At 56.2% G+C, this 22069-nt stretch carries 23 protein-coding genes; 15 read left to right on the top strand and 8 right to left on the bottom strand.

Annotated features, from left to right (window positions below; genetic code table 11):
- Nucleotides 1–3: 3 nt before the first annotated feature.
- From E5201_RS09245 to E5201_RS09220, 6 genes are all read right to left on the bottom strand, one after another.
- Nucleotides 4–696 (bottom strand): TPM domain-containing protein, encoded by a 693-nt coding sequence (locus E5201_RS09245; RefSeq protein WP_140985741.1) that lies wholly within the window; start codon nucleotides 694–696, stop codon nucleotides 4–6.
- A 1-nt stretch (nucleotide 697) separates the two neighbouring features.
- Nucleotides 698–1525, bottom strand: coding sequence for a TPM domain-containing protein (locus tag E5201_RS09240; protein WP_140985740.1), 828 nt, complete (start codon nucleotides 1523–1525; stop codon nucleotides 698–700).
- Between the two features lie 21 nt (nucleotides 1526–1546).
- A complete protein-coding gene (locus tag E5201_RS09235) occupies nucleotides 1547–2227 on the bottom strand; it encodes a LemA family protein (RefSeq protein WP_140985739.1) in 681 nt (226 codons plus the stop codon).
- A gap of 144 nt (nucleotides 2228–2371) precedes the next feature.
- Nucleotides 2372–5104, bottom strand: coding sequence for a TonB-dependent receptor (locus E5201_RS09230; RefSeq protein ID WP_140985738.1), 2733 nt, complete (start codon nucleotides 5102–5104; stop codon nucleotides 2372–2374).
- 329 nt (nucleotides 5105–5433) lie between these two features.
- Nucleotides 5434–6195, bottom strand: a complete 762-nt coding sequence (locus tag E5201_RS09225; protein WP_140985737.1) for an ABC transporter permease — start codon at nucleotides 6193–6195, stop codon at nucleotides 5434–5436.
- Entirely contained in the window at nucleotides 6192–7133 is a 942-nt protein-coding gene (locus E5201_RS09220) for an ABC transporter ATP-binding protein (RefSeq protein ID WP_246050527.1), read from the bottom strand. The genes E5201_RS09225 and E5201_RS09220 overlap by 4 nt, the downstream gene beginning before the upstream one ends.
- A 121-nt stretch (nucleotides 7134–7254) precedes the next feature.
- Here E5201_RS09220 and E5201_RS09215 point away from each other — a divergent pair, with 121 nt between their 5' ends.
- From E5201_RS09215 to E5201_RS09145, 15 genes are all read left to right on the top strand, one after another.
- A complete protein-coding gene (locus tag E5201_RS09215; RefSeq protein WP_246050525.1) occupies nucleotides 7255–8535 on the top strand; it encodes a BNR repeat-containing protein in 1281 nt (426 codons plus the stop codon).
- Between the two features lie 82 nt (nucleotides 8536–8617).
- A complete protein-coding gene (locus E5201_RS09210; RefSeq protein WP_140985735.1) occupies nucleotides 8618–9766 on the top strand; it encodes a glycoside hydrolase family 88/105 protein in 1149 nt (382 codons plus the stop codon).
- Nucleotides 9767–9877: 111 nt separating this feature from the next.
- On the top strand, nucleotides 9878–10318 hold the full coding sequence (locus E5201_RS09205; protein ID WP_246050523.1) for a TadE/TadG family type IV pilus assembly protein: 441 nt from the start codon (nucleotides 9878–9880) through the stop codon (nucleotides 10316–10318).
- Between the two features lies 1 nt (nucleotide 10319).
- Nucleotides 10320–12065, top strand: a complete 1746-nt coding sequence (locus tag E5201_RS09200) for a pilus assembly protein TadG-related protein (protein ID WP_181404581.1) — start codon at nucleotides 10320–10322, stop codon at nucleotides 12063–12065.
- Nucleotides 12066–12132: 67 nt separating this feature from the next.
- Entirely contained in the window at nucleotides 12133–12927 is a 795-nt protein-coding gene (locus E5201_RS09195) for an ABC transporter ATP-binding protein (protein WP_181404580.1), read from the top strand.
- 129 nt (nucleotides 12928–13056) lie between these two features.
- A complete protein-coding gene (locus E5201_RS09190; RefSeq protein ID WP_140985732.1) occupies nucleotides 13057–13818 on the top strand; it encodes an SPOR domain-containing protein in 762 nt (253 codons plus the stop codon).
- Nucleotides 13819–14910 (top strand): beta-N-acetylhexosaminidase, encoded by a 1092-nt coding sequence (nagZ, locus tag E5201_RS09185; RefSeq protein ID WP_140985731.1) that lies wholly within the window; start codon nucleotides 13819–13821, stop codon nucleotides 14908–14910. It abuts the gene before it with no gap.
- A gap of 6 nt (nucleotides 14911–14916) precedes the next feature.
- Nucleotides 14917–15768 carry a segregation and condensation protein A gene (locus tag E5201_RS09180; RefSeq protein ID WP_246050521.1) on the top strand — a complete coding sequence of 284 codons (852 nt, stop codon included), beginning with the start codon at nucleotides 14917–14919 and terminating at the stop codon, nucleotides 15766–15768.
- Nucleotides 15765–16418, top strand: a complete 654-nt coding sequence (gene scpB / locus E5201_RS09175) for an SMC-Scp complex subunit ScpB (RefSeq protein WP_140985730.1) — start codon at nucleotides 15765–15767, stop codon at nucleotides 16416–16418. The genes E5201_RS09180 and scpB overlap by 4 nt, the downstream gene beginning before the upstream one ends.
- A 117-nt stretch (nucleotides 16419–16535) precedes the next feature.
- Nucleotides 16536–16730 (top strand): twin-arginine translocase TatA/TatE family subunit, encoded by a 195-nt coding sequence (locus E5201_RS09170; protein WP_140985729.1) that lies wholly within the window; start codon nucleotides 16536–16538, stop codon nucleotides 16728–16730.
- A gap of 102 nt (nucleotides 16731–16832) precedes the next feature.
- Nucleotides 16833–17435, top strand: coding sequence for a Sec-independent protein translocase protein TatB (gene tatB, locus E5201_RS15075; protein ID WP_140985728.1), 603 nt, complete (start codon nucleotides 16833–16835; stop codon nucleotides 17433–17435).
- Entirely contained in the window at nucleotides 17428–18315 is an 888-nt protein-coding gene (gene tatC, locus E5201_RS09160; RefSeq protein ID WP_140985727.1) for a twin-arginine translocase subunit TatC, read from the top strand. The genes tatB and tatC overlap by 8 nt, the downstream gene beginning before the upstream one ends.
- Before the next feature lie 153 nt (nucleotides 18316–18468).
- Nucleotides 18469–19767 (top strand): serine--tRNA ligase, encoded by a 1299-nt coding sequence (gene serS / locus E5201_RS09155; protein ID WP_140985726.1) that lies wholly within the window; start codon nucleotides 18469–18471, stop codon nucleotides 19765–19767.
- Between the two features lie 15 nt (nucleotides 19768–19782).
- Entirely contained in the window at nucleotides 19783–20586 is an 804-nt protein-coding gene (gene surE, locus E5201_RS09150) for a 5'/3'-nucleotidase SurE (RefSeq protein ID WP_140985725.1), read from the top strand.
- A complete protein-coding gene (locus tag E5201_RS09145) occupies nucleotides 20579–21256 on the top strand; it encodes a protein-L-isoaspartate(D-aspartate) O-methyltransferase (RefSeq protein ID WP_140985724.1) in 678 nt (225 codons plus the stop codon). Before surE ends, E5201_RS09145 begins: the two co-directional genes overlap by 8 nt.
- Here E5201_RS09145 and E5201_RS09140 read toward each other — a convergent pair.
- Both E5201_RS09140 and E5201_RS09135 read right to left on the bottom strand, forming a co-directional pair.
- Complete coding sequence (locus E5201_RS09140) at nucleotides 21253–21555, bottom strand: hypothetical protein (protein ID WP_140985723.1); 303 nt, start codon at nucleotides 21553–21555, stop codon at nucleotides 21253–21255. The genes E5201_RS09145 and E5201_RS09140 overlap by 4 nt on opposite strands.
- Nucleotides 21545–22069: an RNA polymerase sigma factor gene (locus E5201_RS09135; protein ID WP_140985722.1), complete on the bottom strand. Its 525-nt coding sequence runs from the start codon at nucleotides 22067–22069 to the stop codon at nucleotides 21545–21547. The genes E5201_RS09140 and E5201_RS09135 overlap by 11 nt, the downstream gene beginning before the upstream one ends.

Here is a 22069-nt window from a genome sequence, read left to right as displayed (position 1 = left end):
GACTTATATCTCGATCAGCACATCAGGAAGCTCATTGAGATTCACCGCTTCCGGAGGGAAATGCGCGCTCAGGACTTCCCCACAAAGAGCGACGGCTTCTTCAAAACCGCCGGTCAGATCGTCCTGCTTGATGTGTGAGATCAGCGCCGCTACGGCCCTTTGCCAGACGTCCTTATCGACCTTCGAATAGATGCCTTCGTCAGCAATGACATCGACGAAATGCTCCTCAAGGGCGCAGAAGATCATAACACCAGTGCGGTCTTTGGTCAGGTTCAGGCCACGGGCAGTAAACTGTTCCATAGCCTTTTTGTGCGCACGGCGACGGGTAATAAAGCGCGGTGTTAGCCACAGCCTGACCTTGGGCAGATCGGCAATGAGATAGGTCGCCACAAACAGAATAAGCTGCGCCGTGGCATAGAAGGCTATGTCCTCATAGGTGTGCAGATTGCCCGCGGCTCCTGGCGCATTCCACCCCAGAGCCGCCGTCAGAACCGGCCCCAGCCAGTCATGCGGCCAGATATTGAACACCAGAAGCAACAAGGGCAGGACAAAGGCCATGCCCGCGGCCCACATCAGCGGTGTTTCCGGATAATCCAGCGCTTTTTTTCGAATGACACAGGTGATTTCACCAGAGGTTGTTTCCTCGGCTTTGGATATGGCTACGTTGACACGTGCATGATCGATTTTCAAAGGCATCTCACCAACTCCCCGAAGCGCCGCCGCCACCGAAACCGCCTCCGCCACCGCCAAAGCCACCACCCCCGCCGAAGCCGCCACCGCCGCCCCCGCCACCAAGGCCTCCGAGCAGGAAGAAAGGCAGCCAGCCGCGCGAGAACAGGGCAATAAAAATGAAAATAAGGATGATCATCCATGCTGGCGGGCCGTCACTGGATTGCGCGGCCTGCTGGGTGGCGGCCTGAGCCTTTTCGATAGCAACGCCGCGATCCAGAGACAGTTGCTCGATGATCAGATCACTGCCCGCAACAACCCCGCCTGCGTAATCACCATTGCGAAAGGCGGGCAGAATGCCCTCACGGATAATCAGACCGCTCAGGGCGTCTGTCAGAACCGGCTCAAGGCCATAGCCGACCTCAATACGCACACTGCGCTCATTGGGTGCGACAATCAGCAGAACGCCATTGTCCTTCAGTTTATTGCCCTGCGCATTGGCGCGGGTGCCATCCTGACCTATGCCCCAATGACGGCCCAACTGATAGCCGTATTCCTCAATCTGATAGCCCTCAAGACTATTGACCGTGACGATCACAAGCTGATCAGAAGTTGCCTCCTCAAGCCCCTGAAGCTTTAGGCTTAAGTCCTGCTCGACTGCAGGCGACAGGATATTGGCCTGATCGACCACCCGACCGGTCAGGGCCGGAAAGACAGGGCCTGAACGTGCGGCCGCGGCCTTGCCGGTGCCCCTGATGCTTTCAGCCAGAGTCTGAGCTTGAACGTTCCCGCTGAAGAGCAGGGCGAACAACAGGAAAAAGGCCGCCACAAAGGCGTTGGTATGTTTTAACGTCATGGTGACGGCCTTGGGCACGCGTTACTGAGCTGCCGGACTTGCCGGAGCCGCAGGTGCCTGAGCGGGCGCTTGTGCGGCAGGCGCGGGGGCAAGGCCAGAGAAATCGACGTTCGGGGCCTGTTCGGCACCGGCTGTGGCCTTGAAATATTCGAACGGCTTTTCACCGCTATAAAGCGTCTTGGCCCAGATCACGGTCGGCCAGACGCGGAGCGTGGTGTTAAAGGCCTGAGCCGATTGATTGTAGTCACGTCGCGCGATGGAGATGCGATTTTCCGTGCCTTCAAGCTGCGACTGGAGGGTTAGGAAGTTCTGATTGGCCTTAAGATCGGGATAGCGCTCCACAATGACCATCAGGCGACCGAGCGCCGAAGACAGACCGTCCTGCGCCTGCTGGAACTGCTGGAACTTGGCCGGATCAGTCAGGGTCGATGGATCAACATTGACCGAAGTGGCTCTGGCGCGGGCCTCGACAACGGCGGTTAATGTGCCGCGCTCCTGAATGGCCGCACCCTGAACGGTGGCCACCAGATTAGGCACCAGATCGGCACGGCGCTGATACTGGTTTTCAACTTCCCCCCATTTGGCGCGAACATCTTCCTGCTGGGTCGGAATGTTGTTGTATCCACAGCCGACAAGGGCGGCTGCCGCGGCAACCGCGCTAAGGCCAAGCATCGTTTTCTTAACAATCCGCGTCAGGTTCATCGTTCAGGCTCCCTTGGAAGATGATTGGCCAATACATAAGCCATATTCGGGAAGCACCAAAGGATTTTTCGCACAGGCCGGTGCGAACATAAAAAAGGTGCCTGAGCGAACTCAGGCACCTTGAAAAGCACAAAGGGCTTTTAACTAGTTGCGGTAACGCACACCGAAGAAGATGCGCTTGCCGAAGGTTTCATTACCGATATAGCGATAGGCGTTGTTGTACTCAATGCGTTGCTCGCCGGTCAGGTTTACGCCTTCAACAAAGGCCGTCCAGTTCGGTGTGACATTGTAGCTGGCCGAAGCGTCAAGCGAGCCGTATTCTTCGGTGTATTCCGCCAGTTGGCCGCGACCACGAGCGTTGACCAGCCAGGCGTCACGCCAGTTGTAGGACAGGCGTGCCTGAAACAGATTGTTCTGGTAGTAGGCCGAGATGTTATAGCTGTCACGTGACAAGCCGGGGAAGGGCAATACTTCACCGCTGAGGAAGTCTGTTTGCTTGTACCCCTTGTCCTTTTGGTGAGTATAGTTGGCCAGAATGCCCAAACCGTTCCACGGTGCAGGAAGGAAATCGAAGGCATATTGCCCGCCGATCTCTATCCCGTTGATGGTCACCTTGTCAGCGCCGTTAAAGGGGCGGGTAATATCGTATTCATCACCGTCAATGATTTCCTTAAAGGTATCGCTGTCAATGAACGATGAGATTTTTTTCTGGAACAGGGTTACAGACACGAAGCTGTCGGCGTTGAAGTAACGTTCGATGCCTATATCCGACTGGGTGGCCTGAAATGGTTTCAGATCCGGATTGCCACGTGTGCCGGTTCTGCCGACAATATCTGTCGAACGGCGCAGCGCTAGTTGCGACGGTGCCGGACGGGCCATAACCTCAGCCACGGTAAAGCGACCGACCCATTCGTTGGGTACGAAGTTGAACTTGAGGTTAAGGGACGGCAGGGCCTTCTTGTAACCGCCGGATTGTGAGCCGCGGACAAAGGTTGTTACACCGTTCTCAATGACTGAGTTGTAACCAGTGGACAGAGTCTCTGTATCCACGTGACGCATGCCCAGATTGCCGTCCATAGTGAAGTTGAACAATGGAAGTTCAAAATCTATCTGGATGTAGGCGCTTTTGGTCTTTTCTTCTACGCCCCATGTATCAAGAAAGTTCTGGTAAGAGCCTTCTTTATTCGGGTTGGGGTTGGTCGCATAAATGTCGTGGCCGTCTGTAACGCCTGCCTCAGCAAGAATAGCAGCATAGGTGTCCATGGTCAGAGCGTTCCAATGCCTGACGCCACCCGAGGAACCTAGGTCGCCAGTGTCAAAAAAGGCAATGTCATTCTTCGTTGCCGTATTGTTGACAATGGATTGAATAGTGGCGAGGTCCGCTTCATAGGTTACGCGAGCACCGGTTGACGACTGGCGGGCAGTACCATTCGCAATCTGGGTTGTGCGCTGATAGAGCAATGAGTCGTTGGTCGTCTCACGGATATCAAAACCGCCCTTGATATTTTTCAACCAAACGCTATCAGGGCGGTAGGTTGCGTTAAACTTGAAGCCCTTTTCTTCAGCATCATTGTCGCGCGGATTGTAAACGGCATCCAGACGGTTGACCCCCTGACCTGTGGTTACATCCAGTCCGGGAAAGCTGATATTGGGCGCTTTGCGGTTATCAGAATAGTCGACAACTGCACGCGGCACACCAAGAACTACCGCATTCGCGTTAATCTCGTCGTTATGCACCTTGCCGCTTGAGAAGCTTAGTTTGGCGTCAAGAGTAAGTTGCGGGTTAACATCCCACTTACCGCCGATCGCAGACGTATATTGCGTACGGGTCAGACTCCCCAGAATGCTGCGCTGAGTCAGTTCTACCAGCGAACTGCCAGACGATATGATTTCGATATGGTCAATCGTGCTGTCTGGCCCTACGTTGGTATTGGCATAGTCGATTACCCCGGTTGTACCGGAGAGTTGCAGCAGCATAGAGTCAACTTTTTCGTCAGCCTTGGCGTAGGTGCCTTCCCAATAAAGCTGTACGGTATCGCTCGGGCGCCATTCAACAATACCGTTGAGCGCATAACGTTCCGTATCGCGACGGTCGATAATGTAGCGTGGAATTTCCGGTATAAAGTCATCAACGGTACCGTCATTATCCGCGTCACGCTTTGTCCAGCCTGTGGTACGCGCATTATGTGAATCGAGATTACGCTTCTCATAGGTCGCGCTCAGAAGCACGCCCAGCGTGTCGTCCATAAACAGGCGCGAACCGATCACCGCCAGTTTAGGGTCAACCTTATCGGCCAGATCAGAATAGACGCCTTGTGCCGATGCGGAGAAGAAGGTCTGGCGGCTGTCAAACGGGCGGCGGGTGATGATGCGCACGGTACCACCGAGGCCACCTTCGGTGACTTCAGCGGTCGGAGACTTGACGACCTCAAGACGGGAAACAAATTCTACCGGCAGGTCACGGAAATCAACCGCACGGTCACCAGCGCCAACGGTCAGCGACAGAGCCGACGAGCCATTGACTTCGACACGTACAAGGTTCGGCTCAGCGCCACGGATCGAAACGCCACGGCCTTCGCCGTCCTGACGGCTGATCTGAACGCCGGTGACGCGCTGGAGCGCTTCGCCGAGGTTTTTATCAGGGAACTGGCCAATGTCTTCTGCGGTGATGGCGTCAACCACCTGAACAGAGTTGCGCTTCACGTTCATGGCCGAGCGCAGTGACGAACGGATGCCGGTGACGACAACTTCCTGTATAGGCTCATCGGCGGCAGTGTCCTGCGCCAGAGCGGCGGTTTGACCGGACATGCAGAAAGCAAGCACGGCAGCGGAAGCGCCCAGAGTTAACGGGAGGCGTTTAGCGCGGAAGGATTTCATTTTCCAATTCCTGTAGAGAATTTAAATATTATCAGGGGGAGGGGGGCAAAAAACAGCCCAAAGTTATCTGATTGATTTTGATCAATTTATGATCTTTATTAATTGCTGGTGACGGTATTTGACGTTTTTATATTTGGCAATACAGCATTTTCGGAATCCACGCTGTGACGCAGGACAAATTCTGAACTGAAAGTTTTTCAAAAATAAAAGCAGATGCTTAACTGCGGTCATACCTTAGTGCGCTTAACATGTAAGCGCACTTTAAGGCTCTGCTGATGCAAAGAAGTTACAGTCGAAAGAGCTATGTTACGCAAGCGTAAAGAGGCGCTTTAGCTCCGCAACCGGTATCCGGTTTTGAAAATCCAGCTTATAATAGCGATACAGATAGCCATGAACATAAGTGTCATGCCAAGGCTGACACTTATGTTAAAGTCCGCCTGACCATAAAACGTCCAGCGGAAGCCATTGACCAGATAAACCACCGGATTGAACAGGGTTACGGTCTGAAACGCCTGTGGCAGCATGGAGATCGAATAAAAGGTCCCGCCGAGAAAGGTCAGGGGCATAAGAATGAGCATCGGTACGATCTGAAGCTTCTCAAAACCATCGGCCCATATCCCGAGAATAAAGCCAAACAGGCTGAAGGTCACCGAGATCAACACCAGAAACCCGATCATGGCCAGCGGGTACATGACGCTGTAATCGACAAACAGGCGCGCGGTCGCCAGTATGATCAGCCCGATAATCAGCGACTTGGTTGCCGCTGCCCCGACATAGCCCAAAAGCGTCTCGGCCACCGATATAGGGGCGGAGAGGATTTCGTAAATGGTGCCCGTGAACCGCGGCAGATAGATGCCAAACGAGGCGTTAGACACGCTTTCGGTCAGAATGGTCAGCATAATCAGGCCGGGCACGATGAAGGCGCCATAGGATACGCCGCCAACCTCTTCCATGCGGCCGCCAATGGCTGAGCCAAACACGACAAAATAGAGCGAGGTCGAAAGCACCGGTGACGCGATGGATTGAAACAGGGTGCGCCAGGTGCGACCGAGTTCAAACAGGTAGATGGCTTTGATTGAATTGAAGTTCATATGCCTGTCCCCGCGTGCTCGGTATGTACCAGATTGACGAAAATGTCCTCAAGCGAGGAGCGGCTCATGTTCAGCGTACGGAAATCAAGCCCCGAAGCCGACAGGCGCTTGATCAGGTCAGTACCCTGATCTTCGGCATTCTCGCCCTCAAGCACATAGGTCAGGGTCAGGCCGTCTGTCGACAGTGTCCCTGTCTGGGCGCTCAGGTCTGCGGGCACCGAGGACAATGGTTCCTTAAGGCCCACCGTAACTTCGGTCTGACCCAGCTTCCGCATCAGGGTATGCTTATCCTCAATAAGGATGATTTCCCCCTTGTTGATCACCCCGATCCGGTCAGCCATGTCTTCGGCTTCTTCAATATAATGTGTTGTCAGAATGATCGTCACACCCTGTTCACGCAGGCGGCGCACCATCTGCCACATGTCGCGGCGCAGTTCGACGTCAACACCGGCGGTGGGTTCATCAAGGAACAGGATCGAGGGTTCGTGCGACAAGGCCTTGGCGATCAGCACCCGACGTTTCATGCCGCCACTTAATGAGGCAATCTTGGCGTCCTTCTTGTCCCACAAAGACAGATCGCGCAGAATTTTTTCCAGATAGGCATCATTGTCCGAAAGCCCGAACAGACCGCGGCTGAATTTCACCGAATGCCAGACGGTAATGAACATGTCGGCCGACAGTTCCTGCGGCACCAGTCCGATACGGGCGCGCGCCTTGCGGAAGTCTTTTTCAATGTCGTAGCCATCGGCCATGACCGTACCGGCGGTTTTACGCACCAGACCGCAGATAATACCGATCAGTGTCGTTTTACCGGCACCATTCGGCCCCAGAAGCGCGAAGATTTCCCCGCGTTCGATCTCAAGATCGACGGATTTAAGTGCGCGATGTCCGCCCTTATAGGTCTTTTCGAGACCCTTAACGCTGATGATGGAGGCCACCGATGTTTCCTTCTGGTGCTTTGTGCGGTGAATATAGGGGCTTGGCATTACAGATCAATGTAATAGCCTGCGCGGAACGAAAAATAGTGTGAGAGGTACTAGGGTGATCAGGCGTCTGTTTTTGTCAGTAGTTATGATGTGTGTCGCCGTCGGTATGCCTGCGACGGCTCAGGAGGCCATTGACCGGGTCTGGAACGGCCATAGCGTCGGATTCGACCTGAAACTAAGTGATACGCATATCTATGTCGCCTATTATGATGCCAACCGGCAATTGACCGTAGCGCAGCGGCCTTTGAACAATCCGGCCCATTGGGTCTATCATAAGGTGGACACCTGGCTTGGCTGGGATAGCCATAACCTGATTGCCATGGCCATTGATCCTGAAGGCGCCTTGCATGTGGCGGGCAATATGCACGTCGATCCGCTGACCTATTTCCGCAGTGATGCTTCAGGTGATGTGCGCACCCTGAAGCGGGTTGCGCAAATGGTCGGGCCTGAGCGGGAAGCAGCCATGACCTATCCGGTGTTTTTACACAGCCGATCCGGCGATCTGATTTTCAAATATCGTGACGGCACCAGCGGGCGCGGCGATGAAATCTACAATATCTATGATGCCAGTACTCAAAGCTGGCGACGTCTGACGGCGGCCCCATTGGTGGACGGAGAGGGTAAATATAACGCCTATTTCATGGGACCAAAACAGGGGCCTGACGGTGTCTTTCATATGGCGTGGGTGTGGCGTGATACGCCTATGGCCGACACCAATCATGACCTGAGTTACGCCAAAAGTGCAGACCTGATTAACTGGCAAAAGGCGGACGGTTCGCCGCTGACCCTGCCCATCAGGCTTTCAAAGGCCGAAATTGTCGATCCTGTGCCGGTCAAGGGCGGGATGATTAACAACAATACGGTGGTCGGGTTCGATGATCAGGGACGTGTAATGATCACCTATCACAAATACGACCCGAACGGGGACACCCAGATATGGGTCGCGCGCTTTACAGGTAAGGATTGGGAGCGCAAGCAGATCAGCCAGTGGCGTGATTACCGCTGGGATTTTTCCGGTGGCGGGTCATTGGACAGTGAGATTTTTGTCGAAGGGGCGCGACCAGCAGGTGAGGGGTACCTGATCGTTCCGGTGGTGCGGTTGGGGCAATCGATTGAATTCGTTATCCGCGCCGATGACCTGAGCCTGACCGAAGAGCGTAAGCTTGACGGCAGGGCGGCGCAACTGGCCCCCCGTTTTGAAAAAAGCGAAGGTCAGCAGATCAATACGCTTGAGACACGCAAAGGTAACAAAACCTATGTGCTGGGCTGGATGAGCTATCCGCCGCAACGCGACCTGCCGCGCAAGGATGTGCCGCCGCCGTCTGTCCTTAAATTGTTTGTCGAAAGCGACTGAACAGGGCTGGTCAACGAACCGCAAATAAAATAATCATACAATTAAAGCCCCGTCATGAGGGCATAACCGCAGGAGAGAGACGATGAAACCTTTGTCCGCACTGGTTTGTGCGCTGGCCTTGGCCTTGCCAATGACCGCCCCCGTGAAGGCCCAGGACGTGCCCTATAAACCCGAAGCGGTCATGAGCCTGGCGGAAAAGGTGGCTGACTATCAATTGGCCACCATGGCCGGTGGTGAAATTCCCCCCAAGGCATCAGGTGATACGCCGCACCTCAAAGGTTGGGTGCAGGGTGCCTTGTTTGTAGGCCTGACGGCGCTGGCTGATCATAGTGACAAGCCCCACTACAAGAAGGTGATCATGTCGCGAGGCATTGCCAACAAATGGCGTCTCGGCGACCGTATTTTCCATGCCGACGATCATGTGATTGGTCAGTCCTATCTGTGGGCGGCGCGCAATGGGGCTGGCGAAGCGGCGCTTAAACCGACGCAAGCCACGCTTGACCGCATCCTGATTACCCAGCCCAAGGGCGATCTGGTGCATACCGAATACGGTACGGGCCGGGATTGCTCAGACCGCTGGTGCTGGTGTGATGCCCTGTTCATGGCCCCGCCGGTGTGGTTTGAGATGTCAAAGGTGACGGGTAATCCCGCCTATGCCGATTATGCCAAGCAGGAATTCCGCGCGGCGACCGATTACCTTTATGACACCGAAGAGCACCTCTATTTCCGCGATTCGCGCTTCTTTGACCGCCGCGAAGCCAATGGAGCCAAGCAATTCTGGAGCCGTGGCAATGGCTGGGTATTGGCCGGACTGGCACGGACCATCCCGCTTCTGGCCGAAGATGACCCCGAGCGCGCCTATTATATCGGCATTTTCCGGGAAATGGCCGCGAAACTGAAAACCATTCAGACGGCTGAAGGCTATTGGGCGCCATCCCTCTTGTCAGATCGCGACAAGGCCCTGCCGGAAAGCAGCGGCACAGGCTTCTTTGTCTATGGTCTGGCGTGGGGTGTCAACGCCGGCATTCTGGATCGTAAGGAATATGAACCGACTATCCGCAAGGGCTGGGCAGCCCTGACACGCGCCGTGCATCCTGACGGTAAGCTGGGCTGGGTGCAACCGGTGAGTGACCGTCCCGAAAGTGTCGAATATGATGACACGCAGTTCTACGGTGTCGGCGCGTTTTTACTTGCGGCTACCGAAGTTTCCGAGATGAAGCTGGGTAAGTAATCTGTACCACCCTTAATGGCTGCGGCACATTAACTGCAACCATTAGGGGTTTATAAACGCTCGTTTGGCAATTTATGGTTGTGTTACACCTCGTTAAGGAGGCACGCGACCATGATGTATCGATCTTTGAGCCTGCCCGCGCTGACCCGCCGCCTGTGCCGTAGCCGGCGCGGTGCCATAGCGGTTGAATTCGCCCTCATCAGCCCGATCCTGATCCTCATGCTGACGGGGATCGTCAACTATGGCAGCTATTTCTGGACGTCCCATGCGTTACAGCAAATGGCAAATGATGCCGCGCGCGTCGCCATATCCGGCACGACGCAGTCCGAGCGGGCCGCATTGGCGCAGACTGTGTTTGACCAGCAATCCGAACAGTATGACCTGACCATCCCCGGCCAGACCGAACTCAGGGTTGTCGAGGATGCGCAAACCATCACCGTGCAGGTCAGTTTTGTGCCGACCTCAGGGCAGGGCTTTAATCTCATGGGCACCTTGCCCGGTATGCCGTCAACCATTGAACGCACGGCCTCTATTGTACGCGGAGGCTATTGATATGTCCCGTGGCTCCCGTCGCGGCCCCCGTATTGTCAAGGCGTCGCTACAGACTTTCAGCCAGAATCAGCGCGGCGCTGTCATGGTGATTACGGCCATGACCATGACGCTTGTCATTGCACTGGCGGCGCTGGCGATCGATATGGGGCATGTGTTTCTGCAAAGTCGCAAGCTTCAGGGCATAGCTGATCTGGCGGCCCTGTCTGCGGCTGCAGACTTGCCTAACGCTCAGTCAGCGGCTCTGGCGACGGTAAAGGCCAATGGCTGGCCGGAATCCGTTGGCCCCTTAAACACGCTTGCACAGACCGGTCACTATGATGTGACCCTAAGCACCAATAGTCAGGCCCGTTTTGTGACGGCGACACAGACCTTACCCGCCAATTCCGCCCGTGTGACGCTGCGCGGCGAAACGCCTCTGTTTTTCGCTCAAGTGCTGCTCGGACGCCCCAGCATGACTATTGAGCGCACCGCGGTCGCCACACAGACACGGCTGGCGGCCTTTAGCATCGGTACGGGCCTGCTCAATCTGAACGGGGGTGTGGTCAATGGCCTCCTGAGCGGACTTACCGGCTCGAATGTGTCCCTGAGCGTGATGGATTATAATGCGCTTGCCGCCGCAGATGTTGACCTGCTGCGTTATGTTGATGCCCTGCATACCGAACTTGATCTGACGGCGGCGGATTATAATGATGTGCTGAAATCCGAAATCACCATGGGCAAGGCCTTATCCGTTCTGGCCGATCAGGTGTCGGTCAATGCAAAGGGGCCGATCAGGGCCATCGCCGCGACCAATATCAAGGACACCAAAATTAAGCTCAATGAACTGATTGATATCGGTGCCTATGGCCCTCAGGACAGCTTTGCCGGAGCGCCGGATCAGGCGGTCACGGTGAAGTCAGACGATGTGCTGAACGCCATGCTGGCTCTGGCCAACAAAAACCGTCATGTGGAACTCGATGTCGGGGCCGCTGTGCCGGGGCTGGCATCTGTAAAGACATATCTGGCGATAGGCGAACGACCCAATAATTCGCCGTGGATTACTGTTACCAACAAAGGCAATCCCATCCTCAGAACAGCGCAAACCCGTCTTTACATTGAGGCATCAACCAAAGAGGCGGGGGGGCTGAACAGTCTCAATAATCTTCTGGGCGGGCTTTTGGGCGGTTTGCTGGGCGGGCCTAAGCCCAAGGCTGATCTTGTAACCTTGCCCATTCTGGTGGAACTGGCCTCCGCCGAAGCGAAGCTGTCTGATATTGGCTGCGCCGCCAATCCGGCAGACCGCAGCGTGACGCTTGACCTTAAGCCTTCGATTGGCCGCGTTATGATCGGTAAGATCAATCTGAACGACCTGAAAGATTTCAAAAAGGAGTTGCCGGTGTCATCGGCCACACTGGTCAATCTGGCAGGCATTACGGTGACGGCAAAATCCGAAATCAAGCTGGGCGGCGAGAACTGGCAGAAACTGACCTATACGGCGGCGGATATTGCCAGCCAGAAAACCAAAACCGCCAAAACCAATGATGCCGTAAATTCGGTGGCCTCGTCTTTGGTGCAACGCATGAGCCTGAATGTGGCGGGCGTGGATCTGGGGGCGGTCACGTCGATCCTGGGGGGCGTTCTCGGGAATGTCGCTACCGTGCTTGACCCGCTAATCAATCAGTTACTGGGCCTGTTAGGCGTCGGGCTGGGGACGGTGGACGCGCAGGTAAATGGTGTGCGCTGCTCCGGTGCTGTGCTGGTGGCGTAAATTTTCCGGATATACGACCCGCTTTTCATGTACTACAGGCGCGGTAGTCAGTACCGGAAACAGCGTAATGTATAAGTGTCTTGTTGATATCCGTAATTGCGATGTGATCCGCTCGCAGCCTTTATTGCTGAACATCAATCTACAAATTGCGCCCTTCGGCCACACGGCGATTATCGGGCCAAACGGGTCAGGCAAGTCGACCCTTATCCGGCTTCTGATGCGCGATATCTATCCGATGATGCGTAAGGACAGCCCGCCGGTTAATCTCTTTTGTGGCGAAGATCACTGGACGCAGGGCGATATCCGACAGCAGATCGCGCTCGTGTCGATGAAATTTGCCGATTACCTGCTGGAAACCGGCGGCCTGAGCGTCTTCGATGCCGTCATCTCCGCCCATTTTGGTACCTATGGTTTCTATAAACCGGAGGCCCTGACGGCGGATATGCGCGTCCATACGCAGTCGGCGCTTGAGTTGATGCAAATCGCCGATATGCGGGATCGCTCCATCCGTGAACTCTCTACGGGGCAATTGCGCAAGGTGCTGATTGCGCGCGCCATTGTGCTGAAACCAAAGCTGTTTCTGCTCGATGAGCCGTCACTAGGGCTTGATATAGCCGCGCAGTCAGATTTTCTCGACTATCTCAAACATACGCTCATCGATGCAACGGTGGTTATGGTCACGCATCACCTTGAAGAAATCCTGCCGGAAATTGATAATATTGTCCTTATGAAGGGTGGGCGCATCTTTCTGACCGGCCCCAAGGCGGAGGTGTTGACCTCTGAAAACATGACGGCGCTTTTTGATAAGCCGGTTATGGTTGAAAAGAACAGGGAAGGTCTTTATGCCATGCGTCGGCTATAGTTAATTAAGTGCCGGATATGGGTTAGCGTCGGAATGTGGCTTCTTCTAAGGCCACAGCGATGACAAAATGGATTGATTGTATGCGGGTGATTCGCGCACTGCGAAGCACCGGAATGAAGGACACGTCTGATGGAAGACAACGAGCGCGACCGTGACCGCGGCACCTATTCGCCCCCGACGGAAGATCACCTGAGTTATGAGACCCGTCGTCAGGCCTCGCGCGACCAGACGCCGATCACACTGATTGCCTCAGGCATCGTACTGGTGGTGCTGCTGCTGGCGGTGGTGCTGTTCTACAATTCCGGCCTCAACAGCCGCAAGGTGGCCGAGGTCGGTACGCCGGTCGGCGACTATAAGGATGCCGGTGTCGAAGACGCCAAGCCCTTAAGCGACGAAGACCTGCTTGATCCGGCGCTCGGTACCGAGAACCCGACTTTTGCCGAAGGGGCCGAACAGCCAAAGCCGCGTGAAGTGATCAACGAAGCCCCGGCACCGGTGGCTCCGATCAAAGGCCCGCTAACCTCCGAAAGCTCCGCAACGGCAACGCCTCCGGCCCAGACGACCACGCCCTCGGCTGCGGCGCCCGCGGCAAAGCCCGCCACCCCGCCCGTGGTCAATGCCTCTGCGGCAACGCCGAAACCGGCAGCTTCAGGCTCAGCGGCCGTTCAGATCGGCGCGTTCGGATCACGCGAAATTGCTGACCGTGAATATAACGCTATTGCGTCAAACTATGGTTTATTCCTCAACGGGACAGCCAAGTCCGTTGAACGCATTGAGCGCGACGGCACGGTTTTGTACCGGACATCGTTCGCCGGCTTTGCCTCAAAGGAAAAGGCGTCGGAATTCTGTAATGTGCTGAAATCAGCCGGAAAGAGCTGCTTCGTTAGATAAATGCTGGGATTTAACAACAAACATCGTATCGGTGCCTATATCTTCGGTTGCGCAGGCCTTGAACTGACCTCTGAGGAAGCGGCCTTTTTCGCGGCGCATAAGCCTTTGGGCTTCATTCTGTTCAAGCGTAATATTGATACGCCCGAACAGGTGCGCGCCCTTATTCGTGACCTTAAGGCCGCCGCAGGCCATGACCATGTCCTGTTCCTGATCGATCAGGAAGGCGGACGCGTTCAGCGCCTAAAGCCGCCGCACTGGCAGGATTATCCGCCCGCTGCGCGTTTTGAGGCCGTTAGCGGCAATGCCTATGAGCAACGCGAATATGTCCGTCTGGGTGCGCGTCTTATGGCGCATGACCTTAAGGCGCTGGGGATCAATGTCGATTGCGTGCCGGTGCTTGATGTGCCGCAGCCGGGGGCGCACGACATTATCGGTGACCGTGCCTATGGCCTGACGCCGCAATCCGTCGCCGTCAATGGCCGCGCCGCTGCCGAAGGCTTGCTGGCGGGCGGTGTCCTGCCGGTCATCAAGCACATTCCTGGACACGGACGGGCGCTGGCCGATTCGCACCATGAACTGCCGGTTGTCTCTGCTTCGCTGAAAGAACTTGAGGAAACGGATTTCTATCCGTTTCGCGTCAATGCCGACATGCCTTTGGCCATGACGGCGCACGTCGTCTATACGGCCATCGACAAGCGCAATCCGGCGACCACCTCGCGTAAGGTGATCGACCTGATCCGTAACAAAATCGGTTTCCACGGCCTCTTGATGAGTGATGACCTGTCCATGGGGGCCTTAAGCGGCGCTATGGCGGCCCGCACCAAAGCGGCTTTACGCGCCGGTTGTGACGTCCTTCTGCATTGCAACGGCAATCTTGAGGAAATGCGCGCCATCGTGGCCAATGCGCCCGTCCTTAAGGGCAAGGCGCTGGCCCGTGCCGAAGCGGCTTTTGCCCGTTACGTGCCGGTGGTTGAGCCGCTCAATGTCGATGAGGCACGGACGCGCCTGAACTATGCGTTGAACTCAAAGCCGCCGGTCGTGCGCGAAGACTACGAAGACTATAACGACCCGACGGAATATGTAGGGGTGTAACCGGTCGTGGCCCCAAGACGCGGCGCGGAGTCACTCAGTCTGGGGCTGGAAAACGAGGTTTTCCAGCAACGGCTTGATTTCGCTGCCGATAGCCCTGAGGAGATCGAGGCCGAAGAAGCGCTGGTACTCGATCTCGATGGCTACGAAGGCCCGCTGCACGTGCTGCTGGTTCTCGCACGTCAGCAGAAGGTCGATCTGCTGAAAATCTCCATCACCCGTCTGGCAGAGCAGTATCTGGCCTTTATCCATGAGGCGCGAAAGCTGCGGTTTTCGCTGGCGGCGGATTATCTGGTCATGGCCTCATGGCTTGCCTACCTCAAATCGCGCCTCCTCCTGCCCAAACCTGAACGCCCGCAAACCGAAGAAGCCGCCCCCGAAGAACTGGCGGCGGCGCTGGCCTATCGCCTTCAGAAACTTGAGGCGATCCGTAAGGCGGTGGACAGTATCACCTCTCGGCCCCAGCTTAAGCGCGATGTCTTTGCCCGTGGCGACCCTGAGGCGACGATCATTCTTCCGTCCTCAAAACTTGAGGTGTCGCTTTTTGAGCTGATGAGCGCCTATGTCACCCAGCGCAAGAAAGAGATCGACCGGCACTATGACCCCGGTATGCGCACCGAAGCCTACCCCCTTGAGGAGGCGCGTGATCACCTGCGCGACGTACTGCCGGAGTTAAAAGACTGGACCTTGCTTGAAAATATTGCGCCTCAGCCGGTTTCCGAACATGGCCCCAGACGGGCGTCATTTGTCGCCTCGACCCTGTCGGCGTCTCTGGAACTGACCAAGGAAGGCCTGTTACAGCTTCAGCAATTCGGCACCTTCGAAGAACTTTATATGCGCCAAAAAACGGAGCGGCCATGACTGACCTGACCGAACGCGCCGTCGAAGCCCTGCTGTTTGCTGCCGCAGGCCCGCTTTCGGCCGCAGACCTGCAACGTCGCCTGCCCGAAGGCGCCGACGTCGGTAAGGCGCTGGCGGCGTTAAAAGGCCGCTATGCCGGTCGCGGCGTGACGCTTGAGATCATTGCCGACAAATGGCAGTTTCGCACCGCGCCTGACCTCGGCTACCTGATGGTTGAGGAACGCGAAGAACCGCGCAAGCTGTCCAAGGCCGCGCTCGAAACCCTTGCCATTATCGCCTATCACCAGCCCGTGACCCGCGCCGAGGTCGAAAATGTGCGCGGCGTAGGGCTGTCGCGCGGCACGCTGGATGTGCTGCTTGAGATGAACCTCATACGCCTGAGGGGGCGCAGGCGGTCACCGGGGCGTCCGGTCACCTATGGCACCACTGAACATTTTCTTGAAACCTTCTCATTACCGAGCCTCACGGACCTGCCGGGGGCTGCGGATATGCGGGCGGCAGGGCTGCTTGATCTTAATGTGCCGTCCGATTTCGTGATTCCCGACCCGTCAGGCACGCGTGAAGCCGAAGACCCCATTGATCAGGATGACATGGAACAGGTCGAGTTTGCACAGGATTTCTTCGACAGCGCCATTGAAGGCAAGTCCTGAAGTCCACGACAAAATGGATGCGTGATACCCTCTTAGAGAATAGGTCCCAATTTTGCTTTGAAGTGTGGTTAAACTACGCCTATAAGAGGGGCAATCAAGTGAGTAGGAGACGTTAATATGGGTAGCTTTAGCATCTGGCACTGGGCAATTGTGGCCGTCGTCGCCCTGTTGCTGTTCGGTGGCCGTGGCAAGCTTTCCGGTCTGATGGGCGATGCCGCCAAAGGGATTCGGGCGTTCAAGGACGGTCTGAAAGACGAACCGGAAGCCGAGAAAAAAGACGCGAAAATCGTCGCCGACAAGGACGACAAATAAGCCTTCTGGCTTTGTCGTAACCTGATCTGAAAACATCGCGCTGCACCGTTAGACTGTGCGGCGCGTTTGTCCTTACCTTCTTTGTGTCAAAGGCCGGATGGAATGCTTCCCGGAATAGGCGGCTCTGAGCTTATACTAATTGCGATTGTGGCGCTCATTGTCGTGGGGCCTAAGGATTTGCCAAAGCTTATGCGGCAGATCGGTCGCTTCGTGGCCAAAATGCGCTCTATGGCCGATGAATTTCGCACCAGCTTCGAAGACATGGCCCGCCAGTCTGAGCTTGATGACCTGCGCAAAGAGGTCGAAGCCCTGCGTTCCGGTCAGTCCGTATCGCCGGTGCTTGATGATATCCGCGAGGATATGCGCAAGATTGAAACCGAGATCGATCAAAACATCAAACCCGTAGGCCCGTCCTACAGTGCCGCCAAGGACGTCCCGTCTCCTGACGAAGAGGATCTGGGCCGTCCGGCAGTGATTGATGATGACCCGATGCTCGATAAGCCGATCCTGTCGCCTAAGGCCGCCGCTCTTCAGGCCCAATCTGAGGCCCAGTCCGAAGCCGGCGCACCTGCGAAGCCAAAACGGGCACCGCGTAAAAAAGCCGTAGCGGCTGATGCGCCGCCCGCCAAGGCGGCAGCAAAAAAAGCGACCCCCAAAAAAGCGTCGCCTAAAAAAACAACGGGCGCGAAGGTGACAAATGACTAAGGATATTGTGCCCGCCGATCCTGACTTCGATCCGGATGAAGCTGATATCGAATCGTCCCGTGCGCCTTTAATGGATCACCTGATTGAGCTGCGTTCGCGCCTCATCTGGATGGTCGTGGCCTTTATTCTGGCCTTCATCCTGTGTTTTGCGTTGGCCGAGCCGATCTATCTGTTCCTGCTGCACCCTTTTGAGGTCGCCAGCCGTATTCTGGCGGCGCAAAAGGAAAGTGGTGGGCACGGTGCGGGGCCATTCGACCTTATTTTCGTGCTGCTGGGCATGAAAGAAGCCGGTACGCCCGGCGAATTGTCGCTGATCTATACGGCACCGCTTGAGTTCCTGTTCACCAAGCTGAAAATGGCCGGTTTCGGTGCGGTAATCCTCAGCTTCCCTATGCTCGCCTGGCAGGTCTATCGCTTCGTCGCGCCGGGCCTCTATAAGCGCGAACGCAACGCCTTTGTACCGTTCCTGATTGCGGCACCGGTGCTGTTTCTGATCGGGGCCTTGCTTGTCTATTATGTCATTTTGCCAATGGTTCTGTGGTTCTCCCTGAACCAGCAGATTTTCGGTGATGCCGGTGTGTCGGTGCAACTGATGCCTAAGGTGTCAGAATATCTCTCTCTGGTCACCACCCTGATGCTGGCCTTTGGCCTGTGTTTTCAGTTGCCAGTGGTACTGACGCTTTTGGGCTTGTCGGGCATGGTCACCTCGCAATTGCTGCGCGAAGGCCGCCGTTATGCGATTCTGGGCATTGTGATTGTGGCCGCCATCGTCACGCCCCCAGACCCGATTTCGCAGTTGATGCTGGCGATCCCGATTGTACTTCTGTACGAAATTTCGATCTGGTGCGTGAAGATCATCGAATCGCGTCGCGCGGACTAGGACGGGGGCTTCCCCCTTCCGTCATTTCGCTTGCGCTCAATGCCCCCTTCCTCGTAAACGGGGAGGCATAAACATGGCTCCTCATCCCTCCCTGTGTTACGGGGAGGGGGGACCCCGAAGGGGGGGGAGGGGCAATATTTTCAGAGAACAGACATGCACGATATCAAAGCCCTCCGCGAAACACCTGAAACCTACATCAAGGGCTGGGAATCGCGTGGCCGCACATCCGCGACCGCTGATGTCGAACAGCTTCTGTCGCTTGATAAGGCCTTGCGTGCCGCCAAGACGGCGTTTGAAACCAATCAGGCCCAACTAAAAAAGCTGTCGGGTGAAATCGGCAAGGCCAAGGCACAAAAGGATGAGGCCCGTGCCTCGGAACTAATGGCTGAGGTTGAGGCCCTTAAGGGCGGTATCGCAGCGGCGCAGGAAGACGAACGCACAGCCGATGTGAACTTGCGCGACCTGCTGGCGTCTCTGCCAAACCTGCCGTTTGAAGAGGTCCCGCAAGGCGAAGACGAAGCCGGTAATGTCGAAGTGCGCACTCATGGCGCGCCGACAAAGCTGGCCTTTGCCCCCAAGGATCATGCCGATCTCGGTGAGACGCTGAAAGCCGCCTTCGGATCAATGATGGATTTTGAAGCTGCCGCAAAAATTTCCGGTGCGCGGTTCGTCGTCCTTAAGGGGCAGCTGGCCCGTCTGGAACGCGCCATTGGTCAATGGATGCTTGACGTTCAGACTTCTGAGCATGGCTATCTGGAAGTCAATCCGCCGGTTCTGGTGCGCGATCATGCGCTGTACGGGACTGGGCAATTGCCTAAGTTTGAAGAAGACCTGTTCAAGACAACGGTTGAACACTACCTCATCCCGACCGCCGAAGTGTCACTTACCAACCTCGTACGCGAAGCCATCACGTCCGAAGAAGAACTGCCGCTGCGTCTGACGGCCCTGACCAACTGCTTCCGCGCTGAGGCAGGCTCTGCTGGCCGTGACACCAAGGGTATGATCCGCCAGCATCAGTTCCAGAAGGTTGAACTGGTGTCGATCACCACGCCGGAACAATCCGCTGCCGAACATGATCGCATGGTCGATAATGCCGAAACCATCCTGAAAAAACTGGAACTGCCGTTCCGTACTATGCTGCTCTGCACCGGTGATATGGGCTTTGGCGCGCGTAAAACTTTTGACCTTGAGGTGTGGTTGCCGTCGCAGGATACCTATCGCGAAATCTCCAGCGTCTCGAACTGCGGTGATTTTCAGGCCCGTCGCATGGATGCGCGTATCCGCAAAACCGGCGAAAAAGGCACACGCTTTGCCCATACGCTTAATGGCTCCGGTCTGGCGGTTGGCCGGACGCTGGTGGCCATCATGGAAAACTATCAGGACGAAAACGGCCGCATTGCCATTCCGTCCGTCCTGCAACCCTATATGGGCGGCCTGACACACATCGGATAAGCCGGAGACTGTAGCATGCGTATCCTTCTGACCAACGACGACGGTATCGACGCCTATGGCCTGAAGGTGCTGCATGAAATCGCCCGCGCCCTAAGCGATGACGTCTGGACCTGCGCGCCGCTGTACGAACAGTCGGGCAAGGGAAGGGGGATCACCCTGCACGATCCGTTGCGCGCCATTCGCCGCGACGAAAAGACCTTTGCGGTCAATGGCACACCGACCGACTGCGTTCAGATTGCGGTCAATGACCTCCTGCCGTCGCCGCCTGATCTGGTGCTGTCGGGCGTTAATCGCGGGTTCAATCTGGCGCAGGATGTGACCCTTTCGGGAACCGTCGCCGGCGCTTTACAGGGCATGAGCCTTGGTGTCCCGTCTATCGCCCTGTCGCAGTGTCTGGATTTCGATATGGACATCGAAGCCCAGTGGGAAGCGTCACGCCACCATGGCGCGCCGGTCATCAGCGCCCTGTTGTCAAAGGGTTGGCATAAAAACATCATCTTCAACATTAACTTTCCCGACTGTGATGACGATGTGGTGGCCGGTGTTGAACTGACCCGTCAGGGGTTTCGTGACCTGCACGAACTTCATGCCGTCAAACGCGTCGATCCGCGCGGCCGTGACTATTACTGGCTTGATTTTGAAGCGCAGGAAAACCAGCTGCTTGACGGTACTGACCTTAAGGCCGTTGCCGAAAACCGAATCTCGGTCACACCTTTGCATCTTGACCTGACCCATTATGAAACGCTTAATTCGTTCAAAGGGGTATTAGGGGGCGCGGTACCGAAAAAGGTCGTCAGATCGGAGTCTGTCAATGATTGATAAGAGTGCTGGGATTGATGAAAGTGCGGACGAAGCCCCGCAAACCCGCATTGAGCGCTTGCTGACCAGCCTTAAGGCGCAGGGCATTGCCGATGAGCGCCTGTTGCATGCGTTGGAATATACGCCGCGTGACCTGTTCGTGCCCGACCTGTTTCTCGACCGGTCGTGGGAAGATTCCGCCATTCCCATCAACTGTGGCCAGACGATTTCCCAGCCCTATATCGTTGCCCTGATGACGCAGGCCCTCAAGCTTGAGGGGCGGCATCGCGTTCTGGAAATCGGCACTGGCTCAGGCTACCAGACGGCGATTCTGTCGCGGCTGGTGCGCTATGTGTACACCATTGAACGTTATCGCTCTTTGATGGTTGAGGCCGAAACGCGCCACAAACGCCTGATGCTGGAAAACATTATCTATCGCTTTGGCGACGGCTGGGAAGGCTGGCCGGAACAGGCACCGTTCGACCGTATTCTGGTCACCGCCGCCCTGCCCGAAGAACCTCTGCCTCTGCTGGCGCAGCTAAAAAACAACGGCATCATGGTCGGGCCTCAGGGGCGCGGTTCCGTGCAACGCCTGCTGCGTTATACCCGCAAAGATGATAGTTACCTGACCGAAGACCTGGGCGAGGTACGCTTTGTGCCGCTGATCGCCGGTGTCGCCAAGGAGGCCTAAAGTTTCAGGCCCTTACGGAACAGCAGGATAAACGACGGCAAGGTGATCAGAATGGCGGTCACCATCAGGCCCTGCTGCGGGGCGATATGCGCGAAACCTTCCGCCAGATAGGGCGCCAGCAACCCAAGTATGAGGGTGAACAATCCGCAGCTCAGGGCCAGCCGGACCTGCTGCTGACGGTAATGCTTTCGGGACACAGCCTCAAGCACACGCATCTGGAAAACCGGATCATGAGCCGGTACGGCGGGACGGCGCGTGGCATCAGCTTCAAACAGGGCTTTCAGGGGATCATTGCTCATGGTCAGGTACTCCGAGTAACTGGCACAGGTGCGAGCGGCCACGCTTAATATGCGATTTTACGGTGCCGATGGGAAGCCCCAGAATGGCGGCAGCTTCGGCATGGCTATGGTTTTCTGCGACACACAGGCACACCGCCGCCCGCTGATCGAGCGGCAATTGTTTCAGGGCGACCTCTAATGATAAACGGGTCTCATGCTCAGGGCGTGTCCGGTCGGGTTGCAGGTCGTGCCATTGCGTGTCGCGGGTGCTGTGGCGCATCCGCTGGCGGCGCGCATTCAGCGCCTTGCGGTAGGCAATGCCACAGACAAATGTACGAAAAGAGACGCCTTGCTCAAGGGCGTCCAGTTTCTGCCAGGCGGTGACGAAGCTTTCCTGAGCCAGATCGTCGGCATCTTCGGGGACAGATACCAGCCGTCTGAGGAACAATCGCACCGCCTGCTGGTGTTCGGACACCAGTTGCGCAAAGGCCTGTGACGAGCCTTTGCGTGCCCTGTCTAGGCGGGCATCGGACAT

Source organism: Asticcacaulis tiandongensis (assembly GCF_006475605.1).
Taxonomy (GTDB): domain Bacteria; phylum Pseudomonadota; class Alphaproteobacteria; order Caulobacterales; family Caulobacteraceae; genus Asticcacaulis; species Asticcacaulis tiandongensis.
This window is presented reverse-complemented; position numbering and strand designations above follow the sequence as displayed.